The sequence below is a fragment of the Solemya velesiana gill symbiont genome (genome assembly GCF_002020805.1).
Taxonomy (GTDB): Bacteria; Pseudomonadota; Gammaproteobacteria; order Chromatiales; family Chromatiaceae; genus Sedimenticola_A.
On record NZ_MPRJ01000038.1, the window covers coordinates 1 to 20,501 of the forward strand.

At 56.2% G+C, this 20,501-nt stretch carries 17 protein-coding genes and 2 pseudogenes; 8 read left to right on the forward strand and 11 right to left on the reverse strand.

What is annotated here, in order from left to right:
- Positions 1-32 precede the first annotated feature (32 nt).
- A complete protein-coding gene (locus tag BOW53_RS07075) occupies positions 33-437 on the reverse strand; it encodes a DUF2207 domain-containing protein (protein WP_172838808.1) in 405 nt (134 codons plus the stop codon).
- A gap of 47 nt (positions 438-484) precedes the next feature.
- Positions 485-1,027, reverse strand: coding sequence for a LemA family protein (locus BOW53_RS07080; RefSeq protein ID WP_078487108.1), 543 nt, complete (start codon positions 1,025-1,027; stop codon positions 485-487).
- Between the two features lie 194 nt (positions 1,028-1,221).
- Here BOW53_RS07080 and ppk2 point away from each other — a divergent pair, with 194 nt between their 5' ends.
- Entirely contained in the window at positions 1,222-2,175 is a 954-nt protein-coding gene (ppk2, locus tag BOW53_RS07085) for a polyphosphate kinase 2 (RefSeq protein WP_078487110.1), read from the forward strand.
- Positions 2,176-2,193: 18 nt separating this feature from the next.
- Complete coding sequence (locus BOW53_RS07090; protein ID WP_078487111.1) at positions 2,194-2,436, forward strand: hypothetical protein; 243 nt, start codon at positions 2,194-2,196, stop codon at positions 2,434-2,436.
- Positions 2,437-2,502: 66 nt separating this feature from the next.
- On the opposite strand, the gene ppx is transcribed toward BOW53_RS07090, so the two are convergent.
- Positions 2,503-4,023 carry an exopolyphosphatase gene (ppx, locus tag BOW53_RS07095; RefSeq protein ID WP_078487113.1) on the reverse strand — a complete coding sequence of 507 codons (1,521 nt, stop codon included), beginning with the start codon at positions 4,021-4,023 and terminating at the stop codon, positions 2,503-2,505.
- Positions 4,024-4,183: 160 nt separating this feature from the next.
- Here ppx and BOW53_RS07100 point away from each other — a divergent pair, with 160 nt between their 5' ends.
- Positions 4,184-5,137: a UDP-glucuronic acid decarboxylase family protein gene (locus BOW53_RS07100; RefSeq protein ID WP_078487115.1), complete on the forward strand. Its 954-nt coding sequence runs from the start codon at positions 4,184-4,186 to the stop codon at positions 5,135-5,137.
- Positions 5,138-5,181: 44 nt separating this feature from the next.
- On the opposite strand, the gene BOW53_RS07105 is transcribed toward BOW53_RS07100, so the two are convergent.
- The 8 genes and pseudogenes from BOW53_RS07105 to BOW53_RS07140 form a co-directional block, all read right to left on the reverse strand.
- Positions 5,182-6,084: a patatin-like phospholipase family protein gene (locus BOW53_RS07105; protein WP_172838809.1), complete on the reverse strand. Its 903-nt coding sequence runs from the start codon at positions 6,082-6,084 to the stop codon at positions 5,182-5,184.
- A gap of 35 nt (positions 6,085-6,119) precedes the next feature.
- Positions 6,120-6,398, reverse strand: coding sequence for a patatin-like phospholipase family protein (locus tag BOW53_RS12780; RefSeq protein ID WP_172838810.1), 279 nt, complete (start codon positions 6,396-6,398; stop codon positions 6,120-6,122).
- A gap of 221 nt (positions 6,399-6,619) precedes the next feature.
- Complete coding sequence (locus tag BOW53_RS07115) at positions 6,620-7,012, reverse strand: DUF6858 family protein (protein ID WP_078487120.1); 393 nt, start codon at positions 7,010-7,012, stop codon at positions 6,620-6,622.
- Between the two features lie 121 nt (positions 7,013-7,133).
- Entirely contained in the window at positions 7,134-7,838 is a 705-nt protein-coding gene (locus BOW53_RS07120) for a Crp/Fnr family transcriptional regulator (RefSeq protein ID WP_078487122.1), read from the reverse strand.
- 121 nt (positions 7,839-7,959) lie between these two features.
- Positions 7,960-9,308: pseudogene (locus BOW53_RS07125) on the reverse strand (TrpB-like pyridoxal phosphate-dependent enzyme).
- A 184-nt stretch (positions 9,309-9,492) separates the two neighbouring features.
- Positions 9,493-11,010: a glycosyltransferase family 39 protein gene (locus tag BOW53_RS07130; RefSeq protein ID WP_078487124.1), complete on the reverse strand. Its 1,518-nt coding sequence runs from the start codon at positions 11,008-11,010 to the stop codon at positions 9,493-9,495.
- Between the two features lie 8 nt (positions 11,011-11,018).
- Entirely contained in the window at positions 11,019-11,381 is a 363-nt protein-coding gene (locus BOW53_RS07135; protein WP_172838811.1) for a GtrA family protein, read from the reverse strand.
- A gap of 93 nt (positions 11,382-11,474) precedes the next feature.
- The gene (locus BOW53_RS07140) at positions 11,475-12,431 is read right to left on the reverse strand and encodes a glycosyltransferase (protein WP_078487127.1); all 957 of its coding nucleotides are present in this window, start codon (positions 12,429-12,431) and stop codon (positions 11,475-11,477) included.
- A gap of 166 nt (positions 12,432-12,597) precedes the next feature.
- On the opposite strand from BOW53_RS07140, the gene uup reads away from it, so the two are divergent.
- From uup to BOW53_RS07165, 5 genes and pseudogenes are all read left to right on the forward strand, one after another.
- Entirely contained in the window at positions 12,598-14,490 is a 1,893-nt protein-coding gene (gene uup / locus BOW53_RS07145) for an ATP-binding cassette ATPase Uup (RefSeq protein WP_078487129.1), read from the forward strand.
- 758 nt (positions 14,491-15,248) lie between these two features.
- Positions 15,249-18,161 (forward strand): sulfite dehydrogenase subunit SoeA, encoded by a 2,913-nt coding sequence (gene soeA / locus BOW53_RS07150; protein ID WP_078487131.1) that lies wholly within the window; start codon positions 15,249-15,251, stop codon positions 18,159-18,161.
- A gap of 76 nt (positions 18,162-18,237) precedes the next feature.
- On the forward strand, positions 18,238-18,957 hold the full coding sequence (soeB, locus tag BOW53_RS07155) for a sulfite dehydrogenase subunit SoeB (protein ID WP_078487133.1): 720 nt from the start codon (positions 18,238-18,240) through the stop codon (positions 18,955-18,957).
- 47 nt (positions 18,958-19,004) lie between these two features.
- Positions 19,005-19,984, forward strand: a pseudogene (locus BOW53_RS07160) (dimethyl sulfoxide reductase anchor subunit family protein).
- Positions 19,985-20,027: 43 nt separating this feature from the next.
- Positions 20,028-20,471: a lipase family protein gene (locus tag BOW53_RS07165; RefSeq protein ID WP_078487135.1), complete on the forward strand. Its 444-nt coding sequence runs from the start codon at positions 20,028-20,030 to the stop codon at positions 20,469-20,471.
- The last annotated feature ends 30 nt before the right edge of the window (positions 20,472-20,501 follow it).

Sequence of the window (20,501 nt, forward strand, 5' to 3'; positions counted from 1 at the left end):
CCTCGTGGACACATGACAGGTGCCCACTTACGTTAAAAGAGGTGGACATCTACCGCGTTGGTCGTTCCTTGTACAGGCTGTAACGCCCGGACGCTTACGGTGTAGACGCCTTGCTTGAGGAACAGATCTTTTCTGCCGGCGTAGATACGCACGCCGTTGCTTATCCGTTCCGTGTGGTGGGGTTCCGGTTGTCCGTCCCGGCGGACCTCGAGAAGTTCGAATCCGACGCGGTAGTCATTGCCTAGCCGGTCTTCGTAGTCGGTGGGGAAGTCCCGGTATATACCGCGCTTGATCTGTTTGCCTTCCGCCCTGACCTGGATGGTCTCCTCAACGATCATGCTGCCGTTGGGCTGTACCAGGATGTCGCTGAAATAGTCCAGGATCCTCTCGTCTGCATGAACGCTGCAGCTCAGTAACAGAAGAAACAGGGACGCCAATCGTTTGCCGTATTCGAGTATTTCATTTTACATGCTTGATACCTAACTCAACGGATCTCAGGAGGATCTGTCTCCAGCACGCTCTCCAGTTCAAAGAACTCTGCGGGTATGAAATTGAACAGGCGGGCGATCAGCAGGTCGGGGAAGGAGTCGATTCGCACATTGAGATTGCGTACGCTGCCATTGTAATAGCGCCGTGCATACTGGATATGGTTTTCCACGTCGCTGAGCTGGCGAAGCAAGTCGAGATACTGATCGCTGGCTTTCAGATCGGGGTAGGCCTCTGTAACGGCGATAAGCTGTTTAACCCGGCCGCCGAGTTCGCTTTCGACGTGAGCCTTTTCCACTGGTTGTTGCAGGCCGTCAGCCCGGGTCCGCAGCGCGGTTATTTCATTGAGCGTGGTACGCTCGTACTGGGCATAGACATTGACGGCAGTCACCAGTTTTGGGATCAGGTCGTGCCGCCGTTTGAGCTGTACATCGATGTCGCTCCATGCCTGGAGTACCCTGTTCTTGTCTCGGATCAGGTTGTTGTAGATCACCACGGCCCAAATGAGGGGCAACAGCAACAAAATCAGCAAGATTTCCATTTGATTATTCTATTTTTGGCATACGCAATTTCATTGTAGCCATTAACGGCGGTCTTGGAAGGCAGAAACCCGGTGGACGCACTTAAGATGTGGAGCTATAACAAGTTATGACATATGTCAGTGTTTCTTTTACCGGGAAGGCGTAATATCGAAAAATTCTTATATGTATATTAGTAATTAGTGGGGGGACCAAGATGGCCGAGAAGATTGCTGAGATTTCAACGGCTCAGAAGAAGAAATCTTCAGATGACAAGGAGCAGAATGCCGGGAAATCCGAAAGCAGCAAGTCTGCCGCTGCCAAGGCGGCGGAAAAGAAATCCAAGATCCAGATCGATGTGGATAAGAAGCAGCTGAAGAAGGATGCCGAGGCGTACTATCCCTACAAGGACAAGATACCCCGTGCCGAATACGAGGCGATCAAGTACGAACTCCAGATCGAGTTGCTCAAGATGCAGAACTGGGTGAAGGAGACCGGTCAGAAGATCGTGATCATGTTCGAAGGGCGCGATGCGGCTGGCAAGGGCGGCACCATCAAGCGCTTCATGGAGCATCTGAATCCTCGTGGGGCCCACGTCATCGCACTGGAAAAGCCCACCGAATATGAACAGGGTCAATGGTACTATCAGCGTTATCTCAAGCACCTTCCATCCGCTGGAGAGATCGTGCTTTTTGACCGCTCCTGGTACAACCGTGCAGGGGTTGAGAAGGTGATGGGTTTCTGCTCCTCATCGGATTACCTGGAATTCATGCGCCAGACCCCCGAGGTCGAACGAATGATGGTTCGCTCGGGCATACACCTGTTCAAGCTCTGGTTTTCAGTGACCCGCAAGGAGCAGTTGCGGCGCTTCAAATCCCGGGAAAAAGACCCGTTGAAGCACTGGAAGCTGAGCCCGATCGATCTCGCCTCCCTGGCGCGATGGGATGATTATACCGATGCCAAGGAAAACATGTTCTTCTATACTCATACGGCAGACGCACCCTGGACAGTGATCAAGTCAGATGACAAGAAGCGGGCCAGGATTAATGCAATCCGCCATATTCTTAACACCCTGCCTTACACCAACAAAAATGAGAAGATTGCCTGTGCGCCTGATCCAAAGCTTGTTATCGATCCGTCAGTCGATCACATCAAACCCAACGAAGTCTGAGCTTAAAGGGAGCCGTAAATGACCCATCACTTTATAAAGAATGCTGAATCTGTCGTGGATGGTTTCAGAAGTATGCTGGATGATGATGTGCTCAATGCCGTCGGCGAGGAGAACCTCGGACAGTTACAGGTGCTGATCGAGTCGGCCATTACCACCGTTGTACTGGAAAGCATGGAGCAGGTGGCAGACAAGATCGAGGCGTTGGGGCACCAGGTACGCCACGATGCCGAGACCTACGACGATAACCAAGATCTCGTCTGAGTCTGTATGTGATGTGAAGAAAGGCCGCCCTTGAGGCGGCCTTTTTCTGTAATTCGGGTCTGAAATTTACTTGAACTTCAGCTTGAATCCCGCGGCCTTGAGCCGTTTGCTCTCCTGCTCCAGTTCCATGTGTGTGAGTGTGTGGGTTTCAAGCCAACCTTCCGGGAATCCCAGCTCCAGGTCATTGCCGTCAGCGCTCAGCAAGGCCGTGACCTGGATCATGCTGGAGCGTGGGCGATGTAGCAGGACAGACAAGCGCAGAACCGTGCATAATCTCATGGCGCATTGCCTGATATCACCGGGCAGTTCTTTGAATACATCAAGAGGGAATTTTCTGCGATGTCCCCGTATCAGGGCGGCGAGCACGCTCTGCTCCTGGCGACTGAAACCGGCCAAGTCCGAGTTTGCCACCAGGTAAGCGCCATGTTTCTGAAATTGGCTATGGGATACGGTCAGGCCACACTCATGCAACCTGGCCGCCCAGGCCAGCATGGATGAATAGAATCCTGCTGTCAGGTTCCACTCACCTACCACCTGGGCAAAAAGCATCCGGGCAGTGGTTTCGACCCGTCCAGCATGCTCCATATCCACATCATAGCGCCTGCACAGTGCACGGACCGTATTCTCCCTCACATCCTCATGGTGGATGCGGCCCAGCATTTCGTAGATGAGGCCTTCACGCAGCGCCCTGTCAGAGACCTGCATTTTTTCGATCTTCAGTGCTTTGAACACCGAACGCAGCACCGCAACGCCACCCGGAAATACAGGTCGCCGCTCGGTGCTGAGGCCGGGCAGGTCAAGGTTGTCGATATGGCCTGCATCGATCAGTGCATTACGCAGTTTCTTCAGTCCGCTGTACGTGATGCCGTCACGGGGATCCGACCAGCCTGACTCGCAGACCACGTCACGAATCGCCTTGATGGTTCCCGAGCTGCCAATGGTCAGCTCCCAGCCGGCGCCTCGATACTCATTCTTGACCGGGCGTATCTCCAGCGCCCCCCTGAGTTCAGCTGCCCGCATGGTCTCCTGGGAGATCTTTCCGTCATCGAAGTGCCAGCGGCTCATGCTGACGCACCCCATGTGCAGACTCTCCCTGTGCCTGGGTGTGAAGCTGTCGCCCACAATGAGTTCTGTACTGCCGCCACCGATGTCCACCACCAGGCGTCTCTCGTCTCCTGCAGCCAGCCCGTGGGCCACGCCAAGGTAGACCAGGCGCGCCTCTTCACGGCCTGCGATGATCTCGATGGGGTGCCCGAGCGCCTTCTCTGCGGCACGCAGAAAATGTTCAGAATCTCTCACCTGTCGCAGCGTGTTAGTGCCGACAGCCCGGACGCTCCCTGGAGGCAGTGACCGTACTCGCTGTCCGAAACGTTCCAGGCAATCAAGTGCTCTTGCTTCGGCTTCAGAGGTAAGATTCTTGTTTTCGTCAAGGCCGGCGCCGAGTCTGACCATTTCACGCAGTTTGTCCACGACCTGGAAGTCGCCATCGGTTACACGGGCGACGATCATGTGGAAACTGTTTGAGCCAAGGTCAACGGCGGCGACGGTATCGGATGGTTGTGATGTCGGGCTTGAGTTGGAAAACATCTGCTAATCGTTCTGTCTGTTTCAACCCAAATGCTAACAGGTTCGGAGTTTCTACGCGATTTGGTCGACAGTGGGGGGGCTGTTTTTGCTAGAATCCACCTCATTATCGCCCCGGGGAGTAAGGTTTTGCCGGGTTATACAGTTATTGAGAATAAGTAATATGCATCTGAGAAAACGGGTACTGGTCACGGGTGGCGCAGGCTTTCTGGGCTCACATCTCTGCGAGCGTCTGCTAAACGAGGGGCATGATGTCATCTGTCTCGACAATTTCTTCACCGGGGTCAAGGATAACGTGGTGCACTTGATGGATAACCCGAATTTCGAGGTTTTGCGCCATGATGTGACATTTCCGCTCTACGTGGAGGTTGATGAGATCTACAACCTAGCCTGTCCTGCCTCACCTATTCATTACCAGCACGATCCGGTGCAGACTACCAAGACCAGCGTACATGGCGCAATCAACATGCTGGGCCTGGCCAAGCGTACCAGGGCCAGGATTATGCAGGCCTCTACCAGCGAGGTGTACGGTGACCCGGAAATACATCCCCAGACGGAAGATTACTGGGGGCGGGTCAACCCCATCGGCTTTCGCTCATGCTACGACGAAGGCAAGCGTTGTGCTGAGACGCTCTTTTTCGATTACAGAAGACAGCATGATCTGGTGATCAAGGTGGCGCGGATCTTCAATACCTATGGTCCCAGGATGCACCCCAATGACGGGCGGGTGGTATCAAACTTTATTGTCCAGGCCTTGGCAGGTGAACCCATAACCATTTATGGCGATGGTACCCAGACCCGCTCCTTCTGCTACGTGGATGACATGATCGAGGGTTTTGTTCGGTTGATGGGTTCGGGGGATGAGTTCACAGGTCCTGTGAACCTGGGTAATCCAGGTGAGTTCACGATCCTGGAGTTGGCAGAAAAAGTGATCGAGATGACCGGCTCCAAGTCGGAGCTGGTGTTCAAGGAACTGCCCCACGACGACCCAAGGCAGCGCAAGCCCGATATCGGCCTGGCAAAAAGAGAGCTTGGCTGGGGGCCCTTGAAAAAACTGGAAGAGGGGCTGATACCGACAATTGCCTATTTCGAAAAACTGGCGAAGGTCATACGGTAAGCGAGGACCTGTCAACAGCCCCTGGGCTCTGGTTTTCGGACCCCCTATGGTTGCTGGGTATTGTGCAGCAACCTGTGAAATTCCGGGTGGCCTCTTAATAACGCCCGGCCTGAAGTGATCAGCTCCTGTGCTGTTTCCGGTTCCAGGGTGAAACCGGTGGGAACCCGCGTAAGCTTTTCGCGCACATCCGGCTGTACGATATCCTCGAGCCGGATCTCTATGAGGTAGAATTCCGGAATGCTGCACTCCTGTTCTCCGTTGCAGCGACCTCTTCGTATCTCTTCTCTCCAGGGTGCTATGTTTGAGCGCACATACTCCAGGGTCTCGAAGTTATAGTTCGCCAACGGAGTTGTGGTAGCGGCATCGAGGATAACGCTGGGTGGTGGATTGTTGGCAGAACGCTCCCATTTGGAAGGTGTTGTGGAGGAGGCGTCGACGGCAATCATGACGATATGGCGGGCATCCTGCTGTCGAAACCGCTTGAGTGTCCCCCACATCCCCCCTGATTCGACTATTCGATCGATCACGGCCCGCAGACCGAGATTGTCCGAGAGCCCTCCATCCAGCAGATGGGTATATGGATGATTTTCACTGTCCAGGTAGGTGCTGTACTGAACCGCTCTATAGAAACGGCGATTGTTTATCCCTTTCTCATTCAGTCCCTCATATACCCATGGGGGAGGGATGAAATCACAGCTACCGGCCCTGTTGGTGAGGGTGATCGGGGCAAATAGCAGTGGTACAGCACATGATGCAGCCACTGCCCGGGCGACTGGAAAACATTGGGTGTCGGAGCAGATCAGCCCAAACTGTTCCCTGGTGAAACCGAATCGAATCCCTTTGAACAGATCCGTTGCGTTGATCTCAACCACCGGTCCATCACCGTCCACCAGCTGGTCCAGTGGGGCATCCTCGAATAACTGCTTGCGGAAGTATTCATCGAGCACATCGCCGCTGCCGAAGGTTGGTGAACTGATCCGGCTTAATGTGCCTGGGGATCCAGCAGTGCCGCCTTGATCTCCGATTCAGCATCACGTTCCAGGAACCACTCCCTGAAATCTTCAAACAGCCTGTCGCCGAAGAGCCCGTAATAGGCTGCGGTGATACTGCCGCCGGAAACGGATGTGATCATGTCGATCTCATCGGTCATTTTGCGGCCTTGGTCTTGGGATAGCGGTGTTTCGGATAACTCTTCGAGCACACCGTAGGCCAGGGCGGATGCGCGACTGCCGCCACCTGAGAAACTCAGGACCAGAATCATCGAATTTTTGCCCGGGTCGTCAGATGAAACCGGTATGTCTCTGTCTGCCCGGACCAACGGTGGATTGTCGGGGAAACGAGCCGTGCTTGCACAGCCTGACAACAGCAGGATGCTCAACAGAAAAAGAAGCGGTTTCTTCAGGAAAAACAACATCGACTATGCCAGCGCTCTCCTCGGTGCATTAAGGCTAGCATAGCAACACGGATCAGTGTGAGCCTCGGTTACCGGTTACAGATTCCCTGCGCCCATTTTTCCATGGCAACGTTGGCCACCGGCATCGGAGCCTCCAGGAAGGTGATCGAAAAACGGTCGGCCAGTTCTACGACACCGATCGATCTTGGCCTGACCGCCATCATGAGCGGATCGGGCAGGGTGATGCCGAAGCAGAAGATAATGTGCTTGGCGCCTCGTATTTCGTCACTGACCTGCCCCTCCGGCAGGGCGATGGTGTGCGCGTAGTGGTCGTAAAGGGCGATGAAGCGGGCAGTGCTGTGTTCGTCAATGCAGGTTTTCAGGTATTCAATGATCTCGTCGACGCTGTGGCAGCGGGTTTCCGTTTTGTCCACTTCCAGGCTGAAAATGGCGTACTCAGATTGTTGAAGCGACTGCTTCATCAATGGCTCCCTCGTAAATGTGACGATATCCGGGGAGAATAGAGAATGTGTAGAGGCCAGGCATTGAAAAATCGCAATGCCCAAGGGTTTTTCAGGATGGGCCTGATGCTGGAGGCAGGGTCTAGTCTTCTGCCAGGCGCTCCAGGTTGCGAATGTCCAGCAGAAAGTGATTCGGGGTCGTCTCGACCAGCAGGCTCTGGCGTTTGAATTCGGCAATCGCTCGGCTGGCAGTTTCAGTGGTGATGCCCAGCATGGCGCCCATATCTTCCCGGGAGAAGAGTTCGCATTCGCTGGCCTGTTCGTCTCTGACTAGGCGCAGCAGCAGTCTTGCGACGCGCTGCTTGGCAGAGCCAGTGGAGAGTTCCGTCAGCCAGGCATCGGCCTCAGTCAGGGCGCGCTGCCAGCGGTTTAGCAACTCCTGGTGCAATGCCGGGTTGGTCTGCGACAGGGCCCTGACCACGCTGACGGGCAGGCTGCATGCCTGGGTAGACTGCAGAACGACCGCATCGTGCTGGTAGGGTTGGTCCAGCAGGGCCTCGAGGCCGATAACATCCGTGGCTTTGACCAACCTTACGATGCGCTGGGTGCCGTCAGGCAGATACTGCACCAGTTTGAGTATGCCGCTGCGGATGGTGTACATCCGGTCACCTATGTCACCGGCCCGGTAGAGCGTAGAGCCCGGTGGAAGGGCATAGAGGTCGATGGGCTGATGAATTTCATCGAGGTCCTTCTCTTCCAGGCCGGAGAAGAGGACAGAATTGCGCAACGTGCAGCTCAAGCAGTCAGCCTCGCCCTCCCAAGCCTCTTTGTCTGAGATGAATTTCATTACGCTGTTGCGTCCAGTCGGTATCTGATCAGGGTAGTTTACGCAAAATCAGCGTATAAGATACCCTTCCGGGAGTGAGGGTGGTAGCGTTATCCTCCTCACTCCCGGCAGATAAGGTGTGCTAACCGACCTTCGGCAGGTGGGCAAGGGACTCCTTGATCGCCTCTTCCGGATAGTCGGAATCCTCGAGTTCCCCGGCAAAGTAGCGGTCGTATGAGGTCATGTCGAAGTGTCCGTGTCCGGAGAGGTTGAACAGCAGGGTCTTGGCCTCTCCCGTCTCGGCACACCACTTGGCCTCTCGGATGGTGGCCGCGATGGCGTGGGTGGATTCAGGAGCGGGAATAATGCCTTCATTGCGGGCGAACAGTACGCCTGCTTCGAATGTCTCCAACTGGGGGACGGCTACAGCATCGACCAATCCCTCGTTGTGGAGCTGGCTTACAAGGGCTGAGTCACCGTGGTAGCGCAGGCCGCCCGCATGGATACCCAGCGGCATGAAGTCATGACCCAGGGTATACATCTTCAGCAAGGGCGTCATGCCGATAGCATCGCCGAAGTCATAGGTGTATACGCCTTTGGTCAGGGTCGGGCAGGAGGTGGGTTCCACGGCTACGAGTTTTACATCCTTTCCGGCCGCCTTGTCGGCGAAGAACGGAAAGGCGATCCCGCCCAAGTTTGAACCGCCCCCGCAAGGGGCAAATATCATATCGGGATAATCACCCACCATTTCCAGCTGCTTTTTGGCCTCTTCACCGATGACCGTCTGATGCAGCAGCACGTGGTTCAGTACTGAACCCAGGGCATAGTTTGTGTCGTCGCGTCCAGCTGCCTCTTCCGCCGCCTCTGAGATGGCGATGCCCAGTGAGCCGTCGCTGTCCGGATGTTGCGCCAGGATCTGACGGCCGGCATTGGTCATGTCAGTGGGGCTGGCGAAGACCTCCGCACCCCAGGTCTGCATCATGGACCGGCGATATGGTTTTTGGTTGTAGCTCACCTTGACCATATAGACCCGGACATCCAGGCCGAACAGTTGGCCGGCAAGTGACAGGGAGCAGCCCCACTGACCTGCGCCGGTCTCCGTGGTCAGCCGCTTAATGCCGGCCTGCTTGTTGTAGTAGGCCTGGGCGACCGCGGTATTGGGTTTGTGGGAACCAGCAGGGCTGACCGACTCGTTCTTGTAGTAGATTTTTGCCGGGGTATTCAATGCCTTCTCGAGATGACGTGCACGAAACAGCGGTGATGGGCGCCAAAGACGAAGAACCTCGCGGACCTCTTCGGGAATGGGTATCCAGCGCTCCGTGCTCATCTCCTGTTTGATCAGCTCTTCCGGAAAGATGGCGGCCAGGGCGTCTGGGCCCACAGGATTGCCGTCTGGACCAAGGGGGGTGCCGGAGGGTTTGGCATATCGGCCATAACGTTGTACCAGTGAGTCGGTATGTTCGCTTCTTTGAGCAGGATCTTGGTCTTCATATGTTTCCTCCGGGTCTTGATGCGAGATCAGCAATATTGTTTCTTGAGTCCGGAGATGCTGATGCACTTGGTATTTATTGGAAGCATCTCCGGAACAGTCCGCCAAACATCACATATCCGGCATGGTTTTTTCTACTGTTTACGTAAACCTGGAGGGCGATGGAAAATCAGAACAGGAGTTGATTCATCGGGCACCCAGGGGGGGTACAAGGGCCCATCCGATATGAAGTTTTTTGATCGGGGTCGGGGTATTCCAATCCAGGATAAAAGGTGACTGCAACTGCAAGTTGCCAAATCGCTCACGATATAGATTCAGTCGCTCATCTGGCGTGATGCTCCCTGCAGGCGCTTGCCACAGGATGACGCCTCCTGATTGGCGGATCTTTTCATTAGACGCCCAGGGTGCTTGCTTTGTGTCTGCATTCAGGAAGACAGACGGTCTGTCACTGCTGTACCAGCCAACATTGCCCCCCAGCCATTCATCCCCTATCACGAATTCAAGAGGCCTGTTGAAGGCGGCATGCCACTGCTGAGTGACTTGGGCAGCGAGTTCCTTACCCGGGAAATGGGTCCGTTTGCCTCGCTCCTTGATGGCCGGCGAGAAGAGATAGGCGGAAGCGTAGAGCGAGAGAAAGAGAAGTGCCACGACTCCCCAGGCTATGCCGAACCTGTTGAAACGCCAGGAAGCTGTTGGCAGTGCCAGGAATCGTACGAGGAACAGGCCGCTGAGGATGAACAGCGGCGTGCCCCACATGGAGCGGATCTGCATGCCGGTTACAGAGGAGAGCAGGAGATAACAGGCGAAAGGTCCAAGAAAGGCGAAAAGAAGAAACCGGGTTTGACGGTCGAGGTGTCTGGCTGATGGTTTGACTTTAATGCTGCCAAGGGCCCAAAGCAGCAGCATTGTGGGCAACAGCAATACCAGTTGGGAGGCCAGAAATTTCAGGGGATGCACCAAGTGGTCGGACAGGGGGGCTACTGCTCCCGCGCTGGATCCTGCCCGTCTGAGTCCGTAAGTGATGGTAATGAACTCGTTCTGCCAGATCCAGACCAGATGGGGTGCAATCACCAAAACAAACACGCCCAATCCCAGGTAGATGCCCGGGTTTCTGAATACCCCGCGTGACTCTCTGTGGAGGAGCAGAAAAAACAGCAGGGGTATCAATAGAAAGACAATCAGGTACTTGCTCAGGAACCCCATCGCGGCAAACAGCCCGCATGCCATCCAGTAGGGGATGGATTGGCGGTCCAGGGCGCGCCAGAAAGTCAAAATGGTCAATGCCCAGAATGCAAGCAGGCTGACGTTGACGTTGAACTCCGGGCTGGTGAGGTTGTGATAGGCGATGCTTTCAAGCAACAGAATTGCCACCAGTGCAGGCAACGGTTTCAGGAAATCCTTCGACAGTTGCCACATTGCCCAGAAAGCCACCCCGATGCAGACCTGTGACAGGAGGTAGAGCCCCCAGTCAGCCCCGCCTGAAACCATGCCGGCAATTTCTGCCAGCCAAGCGGACATGGGGGGGTGTTTGGGAAACCCCCATTCCCACTCCCGCCCCCAGGCCAGTGCTTCGATGACATCAAGCGGCAGGTTGGCATTCAAAAGGGAAGGGAGCAGCGTCCACAGCGATATATGCAGGGCGAGGAAAGACCAAAAAAGCTTATTCTCTTTCTGTGCTGGCCACAGGGTGTTCGAGAGCGGCATTATCCGTTTCACTCCTGGGGAGGGCGAAATACAACCAGGTGGTTGGCGATGAATGTGGTTGTGGCGGAAAAAATAGTGGCCACCACAAAACCGTACTCATACCTGAGATTCAGAATGTCGACGAAGAGGTACATCATTCCGGCATGTATCGCCATGACGGTCAGGTACGTGGCAATGAAACGGGGTGCGTAGTGATCGTGATTGCGATCTGAAAGGCCAAACACGTAGAGGTAGTTGCCCATGTAGGCCGTGGCAATGCCGAACACACTGCCGACAACCGTAGCCGGAGTGGGTGTCGCCCACTCCAGAAGATCCAGTAGCAGTACAATCACGAGATAATGTACGAGAGTGGCGGCGATACCAACCTGCACGAAACGGTTCCCTCTGTTGATCAACTTTCGCATAGGGTTAAAAGCAGTTTCTTCGAATGGTCGGCATTGGGCAGATTGAGCAGGGCACTTTTACTACTCTGCCGAGGCGGTGACTGGCTCTACACTACTGATGTAGTCGCTTGAGACCTTCAGCGGGGTAAGTGTCGATGTTCTTTTGTTATTGATCGCGATAAGCAGGCTGATCAGCGTAATGGTCGCCGTCTGTATGAGCAGGCCGATGAGTGCGCCGACTGCCATGGTAAACCAGCCCGGGGTTGCATAACCCATGAGCTTGATGGTCAGTGCAACAAGGATCAGCAGTATGCTGGTGGCTGCTACCATACCGCAGAAGATGATGATTCGGGTCAGTACGCTTTCGGTGAATATGGCGACTGAACTCAAACCATGGGTGATGAGTGAAACCATGTTCATCTTCGATTGACCAAAATAGCGCTTTCCCCGGTCAACTTCGACAGGCTCTATATTCAGCCCGGATTTGATGATGCTTGCAGGAAAATGCATCGGAAGTTCATCCATCTGCACCAATAGTCTGGCAGCGTCTGGCGTCATGGCGCAAAAGTTACCAAACTGGATGATTTTGCCGGTCAGGAGTCTGAATAAACGCTTATAGATCTGGTAAAAAACCTTGAATACTCGGCTCTCTTCCCGCCTGCGACGCTGGGCGACGACAACGTCGGCATTCTCAGTGGCCTGCAAGGTGTCAAGCAACTGTGGAATATTCTCGGGCCTATCCTCTCCGTCACCGTCCAGTACAACGATCCGCTCAGCGTCCTTCTGTCGCACGGTATGACTCAAACCGATTGAGATGGCCCGCTGATGGCCCACGTTCCTTTTCAGTTTGATCAGCTGGATTTCAAAAGGGTGTCCCTGAAGGTGTGTCGTTATCGTGGGTTCTTGCAGTGATCCGTCATCGACCACAACGGCCTGGATTGGGCCATGAGAATCATGAACCGGTGCCAGTTCCCGCAGCAGTTTGTCGAGAGATTGCCGGTCATTGTAGACAGGGGTGATGATATAGGTTTTTGGCATCTTGATGCTTACAAGGTCTCGTAATGGTTGTTTAATTGCCGCGGTCAGGAAACGTTGTTCAATAATACCAGATTTCCGTTCTACCAAGTCCCGTGGCTGTGCGCAAATTCGTGACTGGGGTACAATCTGCGGTTTCTTCCATTTTCAGAAATCATCAGACACGCCGATGGCTCTCATAACCCTGCGTAATGTTCAACTCGGATACGGTGGTCCGTTACCGCTCGATAATGTGGATCTCTCCATCGATCGGGGTGAGCGAATCTGTCTGCTGGGCAGGAATGGCGCCGGAAAATCCACCCTGATGAAACTGGTGACAGGTGAGATACAACCAGACGACGGGCAGATTACAGTCCAGCAGGGTGCGCGTATTACCCGATTGACCCAGGAAGTACCTGCAGGTACGGACGGCACCGTCTTTGACGTGGTGTCCAGCGGTTTGGGTGAACTGGGCGAGATGATACGCCAGTATCACCAGGTCAGTGTCAATCTGGCGGAGCAGGGGAGCAAACAGCTGCTGGAGCAGCTCTCCCGCATCCAGCATGAACTGGAGGCGGCCCATGGATGGCAGACCGAGCAGCGGGTGGAGGCTGTGATTTCACGGCTTTCACTGGATCCCGACATTCAGTTTTCAGGCCTCTCGGGTGGGCTCAAACGCCGTGTATTGCTGGCGCAGGCCCTGGTGCAGGAGCCCGATTTTTTGCTGTTGGACGAGCCGACCAACCACCTGGATATCGATTCTATCGACTGGCTGGAGGAGTTTCTCCTGGGCTATGGCGGCACGCTGCTCTTTGTGACTCACGATCGAATGTTTCTGCGCAAGCTCGCCACCCGGATCATAGAGTTGGACCGGGGAGAACTGACCGACTGGCCGGGAGACTACGAGAATTTTCTGCGCCGTAAGGATGAAATGCTCAATGCCGAGAAAAAGGCAAATGAGCGCTTCGACAAAAAACTGGCCCAGGAAGAGGTATGGATTCGGCAGGGGATCAAGGCTCGGCGTACCCGAAACGAAGGCCGGGTGCGTGCGTTGAAGGCGATGCGCGAGGAGCGCAGCCAGCGACGGGAGCGCAGTGGAGAGGTCAGAATGAACCTGCAGGAGGCGGAACGCTCGGGCAAACTGGTGGCAGAAGTGGAAAACATCCGTTATGCCTGGGAGGGTAAGCCCGTTGTCCGGAACTTCACCACAACTGTCCTGCGGGGAGACCGTATCGGCATTATCGGCCCCAACGGCTGTGGCAAAACCACACTCCTGAATCTGTTGTTGGGCAGGCTTGCGCCTGATGCGGGCAATGTTCGCCTGGGAACCAAAATCGAGGTGGCCTACTTCGACCAGTTGCGCGCCGCACTGGATGAGGAGAAGAGCGTTGGGGACAACGTCGCCGATGGCAGCGACAAGGTAGAAGTGGGGGGCAGTTCCAAGCATGTGATCAGCTACCTTCAGGACTTCCTGTTTACGCCGGACCGGGTTCGCCAGCCTGTGAAGGCGCTTTCGGGAGGGGAGCGCAATCGGTTGCTCCTGGCCAAGCTTTTCACAAAGCCTGCCAATGTGCTGGTGATGGACGAACCCACAAACGACCTGGACATGGAAACCCTGGAACTGCTCGAAGAGCTGTTGCTTGAGTATCAGGGCACCCTGCTTCTCGTGAGCCATGACCGGGCCTTCCTCAATAACGTGGTAACCAGCAGCCTCGTATTCGAAGGAGATGGCAAGGTCTACGAATACGTAGGGGGATATGACGACTGGTTGCGTCAGCGCCAGCCCGTTGTTGAACAGAAGAGTCCTGCCAGGCCTCAGCCCAAACCAAAGGCTGACAAGCCCAGGTCCAAACCCAAAAAGCTCAGCTACAAGGATCAGCGTGAACTCGAGGCCCTGCCCAAGCGTATCGAAGTGTTGGAAGGGGAGTTGGATGAACTTCAGGCGCAAATGGCAGATCCGTCCTTTTATCAGCAGGGTGGTGATGTGATTGCTGAGGCAAAGGCCAGGATGGAATCCGTGGAAGCGGAATTGTCTGAAGCTTTTGAACGGTGGGAGAGCCTCGAGGGGATGTTGGAAGGGTGATTTTCCAGAGGCTACCTGGTTGGGAACCAGGTGGTCGACCTCTAATTTCTGATCTCTGGTAAAAAGTTTCGTAGCCTAAAAGTGGATCACTCTGTAGCCACTTCTTTCGCATGGCCACGAGTGACTTTTGTTACGACAAAAGTCACCAAAACCACTGTTCCGCCATGCCACCCTACGGGTGCTCTGCGCTACTCAAAGTTTCAGGGGGTTCACAGACAGCACTTCCCTGTGCTGACTGTGAACGCGCCGCTTCCTGCGCACCCCTAACGGGCCCGATCCTGAAGCTTCTCCGTTGCTCGATGGCATGGAAGTCGCCCCTGCCCCCAGCTAAGGCGAGAGCGTTTATGCCCGGAGGGTGCAGTGGACCCGCGATAGCGGGCAGGACACCGGGGAAGAGAGTTTTTGGCTACTTTTGCCTCTTTGCAAAAGTAGCTCGTAGCCATGTTGTAGCTGTCACTATAGAGTGCGCCCCTTTTAGGCTACGAAATTTATTACCAGGCCTGACAACAAACAAAACACGATCACCTAGTTCCCAGCCAGGTGCTCATCTCAATCTCTTTCTTCCTTTTGCTGGTGCAGCGTCTATCCTCTCTCTTATTCATTAACCATGAAAAAAGTAGGTTATAAATACCTATGATATTCGTCAGGTACATAAGGGTATAAGGTCGCCTGCAGTTGCGATTAAGTACCTAAGAATATTAGAATAAGTCGAAATTCATGCTGTCGTAACTTTCTCTGTTTTTTAAGGTTTTATAATCATGCAGGACCCAACTGCCCGCTCTGACAAAGATGTCGGATGCGTCGAGAGCAAGGAAACCACCTGCTACATGTGTGCTTGCCGCTGCGGCATCCGCGTGACCCTGCGTGACGGCGAGGTGCGCCACATCGAGGGTAACCCCAACCACCCGCTGAACGAAGGTGCCATCTGTGCCAAGGGCGCCTCGGGCATCATGAAACAGTACTCGCCCGGCCGCATCACCAAGCCCCTGCTGCGTAAGCAGGGTGTCGAGCGCGGCGGGTCCGCCTTCGAAGCGATTTCCTGGGAGAAGGCTTTCGGCATCATGGAGGAGCGTCTCTCCAAGATCCGCGCCGAGGATCCCAAGAAGTTTGCCCTGTTCACCGGCCGTGATCAGATGCAGGCGCTGACCGGTATGTTCGCCAAGCAGTTCGGCACCCCCAACTATGCAGCACACGGTGGTTTCTGTTCCGTGAACATGGCAGCCGGCATGATCTACACCATCGGCGGTTCTTTCTGGGAGTTCGGTGGTCCCGACCTGGAGCGGGCCAAGCTGTTCGTGATGATCGGTACCGCTGAAGATCACCACTCAAACCCGATGAAGATCGCCCTCTCCAAGTTCAAGCGCCGGGGTGGACGCCTGATCTCCATCAACCCGATTCGGACAGGCTACTCGGCCGTGGCCGACGAGTGGGTACCCATCAAGCCCGACACCGACGGCGCGCTGATGCTCGCCTTCATCCACGAGCTGATCAAGCAGGGCCTCTACGACCGCGAGTTCCTGATCAAGTACACCAACTCCGCAGAGCTGGTGATTGACGATCCTAAACGCGATGACCACGGCCTGTTCAAGCGTTTCGAGACCCATATCGAAGAGGGCTGTTTCGATCCCGAGAACAAGCTCTGGTGGGACCGTGATCTCAACCGCGAGATCTCCACCCATACCCCGGGTACCGAACCCCGCCTGTTGGGTTCCTTCACCCTGGAAGACGGCACCCCTGTAAAACCCGCCTTCCAGCTGCTGAAAGAGCGGGTTGATCAGTTCACCCCCGAGTGGGCCGAGAGCATCACCGGTATCCCTGCTGAGACCATCCGTCGTATTGCCCACGAGATGGGTGTTACCGCCCGCGACCAGAAGATCGAACTCCCGATCGCCTGGACCGATTGCTGGGAGAACGAACACAATTCGGTGACCGGCAACCCGGTGGCCTTCCACTCCATGCGTGGTACGGCTGCTCACTCCAATGGTTTCCAGACCACTCGCGCGATGAGCATCCTGATGACCATCCTGGGTACCATCGACCGTCCCGGCGGCTTCCGTCATCGTGCGCCGTTTCCGCGTCCGATTCCGCCCTGTCCCAAGCCGCCAAATGGTCCCGAAGGCGTTCAGCCTGACACGCCCCTGGACGGCATGCCCCTGGGCTGGCCGGCCAAGCCGGAAGACCTGTTCGTGGACGAAGAGGGCGAGGCTGTACGCCTCGACAAGGCCTTCTCCTGGGAATACCCCCTTTCTGTTCACGGCCTGATGCACAACGCCATCACCAACGCATGGCGTGGTGACCCCTACAAGATCGACACGCTACTGTTGTTCATGGCCAACATGGCCTGGAACAGCTCCATGAATACTGCAAGCGTGCGCGAGATGCTGGCGGACAAGGACGAGAACGGTGAATACAAGATTCCGTTCCTGATTGTCTGCGACGCTTTCCAGTCGGAGACCGTGGCGTTTGCCGACCTGGTACTGCCCGATACCACTTACCTGGAGCGTCACGACGCGCTCTCCATGCTGGACCGCCCGATTTCCGAGTACGAAGGTCCCATGGACTCGGTGCGTATTCCCGTGGTTCCTCCCAAGGGTGAGTGCAAGCCCTTCCAGGAGGTGCTGATCGAGATGGGTTCCCGCCTGGGTCTGCTCGCTTTCGTAGAAGAAGACGGCTCGCGCAAGTACCGCGACTACCCCGATTTCATTACCAACTACGAAACCTCTCCGGGTTCCGGTATCGGCTTCCTGGCCGGCTGGCGCGGAAAGAGCGGTGAGAAGTTCCTCAAGGGCGAGCCCAACTCCCGCCAGTTGGAGATGTACAAGCAGCACGATTGCGTCTACCACTACCACCTGCCCAAGTCCTACCAGTACATGCGTAACTGGAACAAGGGCTACCTGCACTGGGCCCGTGCCCACGGTATGACCCGTTACGCGGAACCGATCATCATTCACCTCTATTCCGAGGTGCTGCAGAAGTTCCGCCTGGCTGCCCAGGGCAAGTGGCCTGGCCGCAAGCCGCCGGAGCGTCTGCGCAAGCGTATCGAGATGAACTTCGATCCGCTGCCGTTCTTCAGCGAACCGCTGCTGTCGCGCCTGGGCGACTCCCACGAGTACCCGCTCAATGCGCTGACCCAGCGCCCCATGGCGATGTACCACTCCTGGGACAGCCAGAATGCCTGGCTTCGCCAGATCCATACCCACAACTACATGTTCGTCAACACCAAGACGGCCAAGGCGCAGGGTATCGAGGATGGCGACTGGATCTGGGCCGAGTCGGCCTCCGGCAAGGTGCGCTGCATGTGCCGTCACTCCGAGGCCGTGGAGCCCGGTACGGTCTGGACCTGGAATGCCATCGGCAAGGCTGCCGGCGCCTGGGGTCTCTCGCCAAAGGCCAACGAGTCCCAGAAGGGCTTCCTGCTCAACCACGTGATCCCCGAGGAGCTGCCGCCCTGCGAGGCGGGGCAGTACATGTCCAACTCCGACCCGGTCACCGGCCAGGCCGCCTGGTTTGACGTGAAGGTGATGATCTACAAGGCAGGTCCTGAAGAGCCGGGACAGTCCTGGCCCCAGTTCAAGCCCCAGCAGCGTTTGCCCGGGCAGGACGCTAAGCGCGGCAAGTGGCAGGCCTATTTTGCAGGCATCTTCCGCAAGAAGGCGAACATAGAGCATTAGTTATAACGCAATGAAAAGAAGGTTCTCGGAACCTGAAGGCAAGTAAAAGAGCGTTGCGTTATATGGGGTTTTTAATATGAGTCAGATGGCATTGGTAATTGATTTGAACGTATGCGTGGGCTGCCACGCCTGCGTCACCAGCTGCAAGGAGTGGAACACCTCCGGTTGGGCCGGACCCATGCCGGATCAGCGTCCCTACGACGCCGATCCCACAGGTGTTTTCTTCAACCGTGTGCAGACCTACGAGGTGGGTGAGTTCCCCTGCACCGAGACCCTGCACTTCCCCAAGTCCTGTCTCCACTGCGAGGATCCGCCTTGTGTGCCGGTCTGCCCCACGGGCGCCAGCTACAAGCGCGAGGACAATGGCGTGGTGCTGGTGGACTACGACAAGTGCATCGGCTGTAAGTATTGCAGCTGGGCTTGCCCCTATGGCGCACGCGAGTTCGACGAGAAGAACAAGGTGATGAAGAAGTGCACCTTGTGCATCGACCGTATCACCGATATGTCGCTGCCCGAGAACGAGCGCAAGCCCGCCTGTGTGCTGGCTTGCCCGACCCGCGCCCGTATCTACGGCGACGTGCACGACCCCGAGTCCGAGGTCTCCATTGCCATTCGTGAGCAGGGCGGCTACCAGCTGCAGCCCGAATGGGGTACCCAGCCGGCCAACCACTACCTGCCGCGGCGCAAGACTCGGATGCACATTCGCGAGGATGAGCTGGTCCGTGCAGACAACCCGCTGCGCGAAGAGATGGAGCTGCCGATCGAGGGCGAGACCCTAGACGACGTGGCCTGGTAATAATTTGTCGGTCGGGCTGCGGCCCGACATTCAAGAGGTTTTATACGATGCATCCTGCATTTTCAGTCATCTTTCTGACCACCTTGATCGGTGTGGGCCAGGGCCTGTTCCTTGCGCTCTATACCGGGCAGGTCTATTCCCTGGCCAACCTGCTGCCGGCCCAGGACAGCACCGCCTTCTACGGCATGGGCAGCCTGCTGTCCATGATCTTCCTGATCGCAGGTCTGGTCGCCTCCTTCTTCCACCTGGGACATCCTGAGCGTGCCTGGCGTGCCGCCACCCAGTGGCGCACCTCCTGGCTCTCCCGCGAGGTGATCGTGCTGCCCGCCTTCATGGGCTGGTGTTCCTTTACGGTGCGATCCACTACCTGGGCTGGACCATGCCCCTGTTCACGGTCGCCGACGCGTTGCCGGTGGACCTGACACTGATCATCGGTTTCCTGGGTAGCGTTGCCGCATTCGCCCTGTTCATCTGCACCGCCATGATCTACGCCAGCCTCAAGTTCCTGCAGGAGTGGCACAGCCCCCTCACCGTTGCAAACTACATGCTGCTGGGTATCGCATCCGGCTTCATGCTGGCGGCCGCCTTCTCCGCTTACACCGGTGTCGACCTGGTGGCCTTTTTCGGTACCTGGGCGGTGATATTTACCCTGATGGGTTTGATTACCCGTGGCGCCTCCCTGATCCGCAACCGGAACCTGCGCTGCAAAATCGAACTCAAGTCAGCCATCGGCATGCGCCACAGCAGCATGCAGCAGAAGGCCCAGGGCTTCATGGGCGGGTCGTTCAACACCCGTGAGTTCTTTCACGGCAAGACCGCTGCCACTGTGAAGGCGGTGAAGATCTCCTTCCTGGCGCTGGTTTTTCCAATACCGGTTGCCTTTATTGCACTGGCTTACATCTTGGAGTCCGGCGCTCTGCCGATGGTGGCCTTCGCCATTCAGTACCTCGGCCTGATCGCCGAGCGCTGGTATTTCTTTGCCGAGGCGAAGCATCCACAGAACCTCTACTACCAGTCCATGGCTTGAGGCGATACCTCCAGCCGGCTGGCGTGTCTTGAAAGGAGTTGTAATGAAAAAACTGAGCTTGCAGATTTCCGCCTGGATACTTGGTCTTTTCAGCCTGGCGGCCCAGGCCGATGTCCTGGTGCTGGTGCACGGCTACCTGGGCAGCGCCCACTCCTGGGAGACCAGCGGCGTCAACAGCATGCTGGAGCAGAATGGCTGGCAACGGGCTGGCGTGGTGCATGCCGCTCCCGCAGGGATTCAGGTCATTCCGGGTCCTGGCCAGCAGGCTGCCAACAAGGTTTACAGCGTGGAGTTGCCCTCCATCGCACCCCTGATCCTGCAGGGACAGCAGCTGCAGCTGATGCTGCGTGGGCTGGCGGCGCGCCATCCAGGCGAGTCGCTCTATATCGCAGGTCACTCCGCTGGTGGCGTGGTGGCGCGCCTAGTGGGCCATGCGGATAATATTGTAATTAATGATGGTGGGGCGTATAATGGGCCATGCGCATAGCCAAGCCACTTCGTATCACTCCAAAGACCA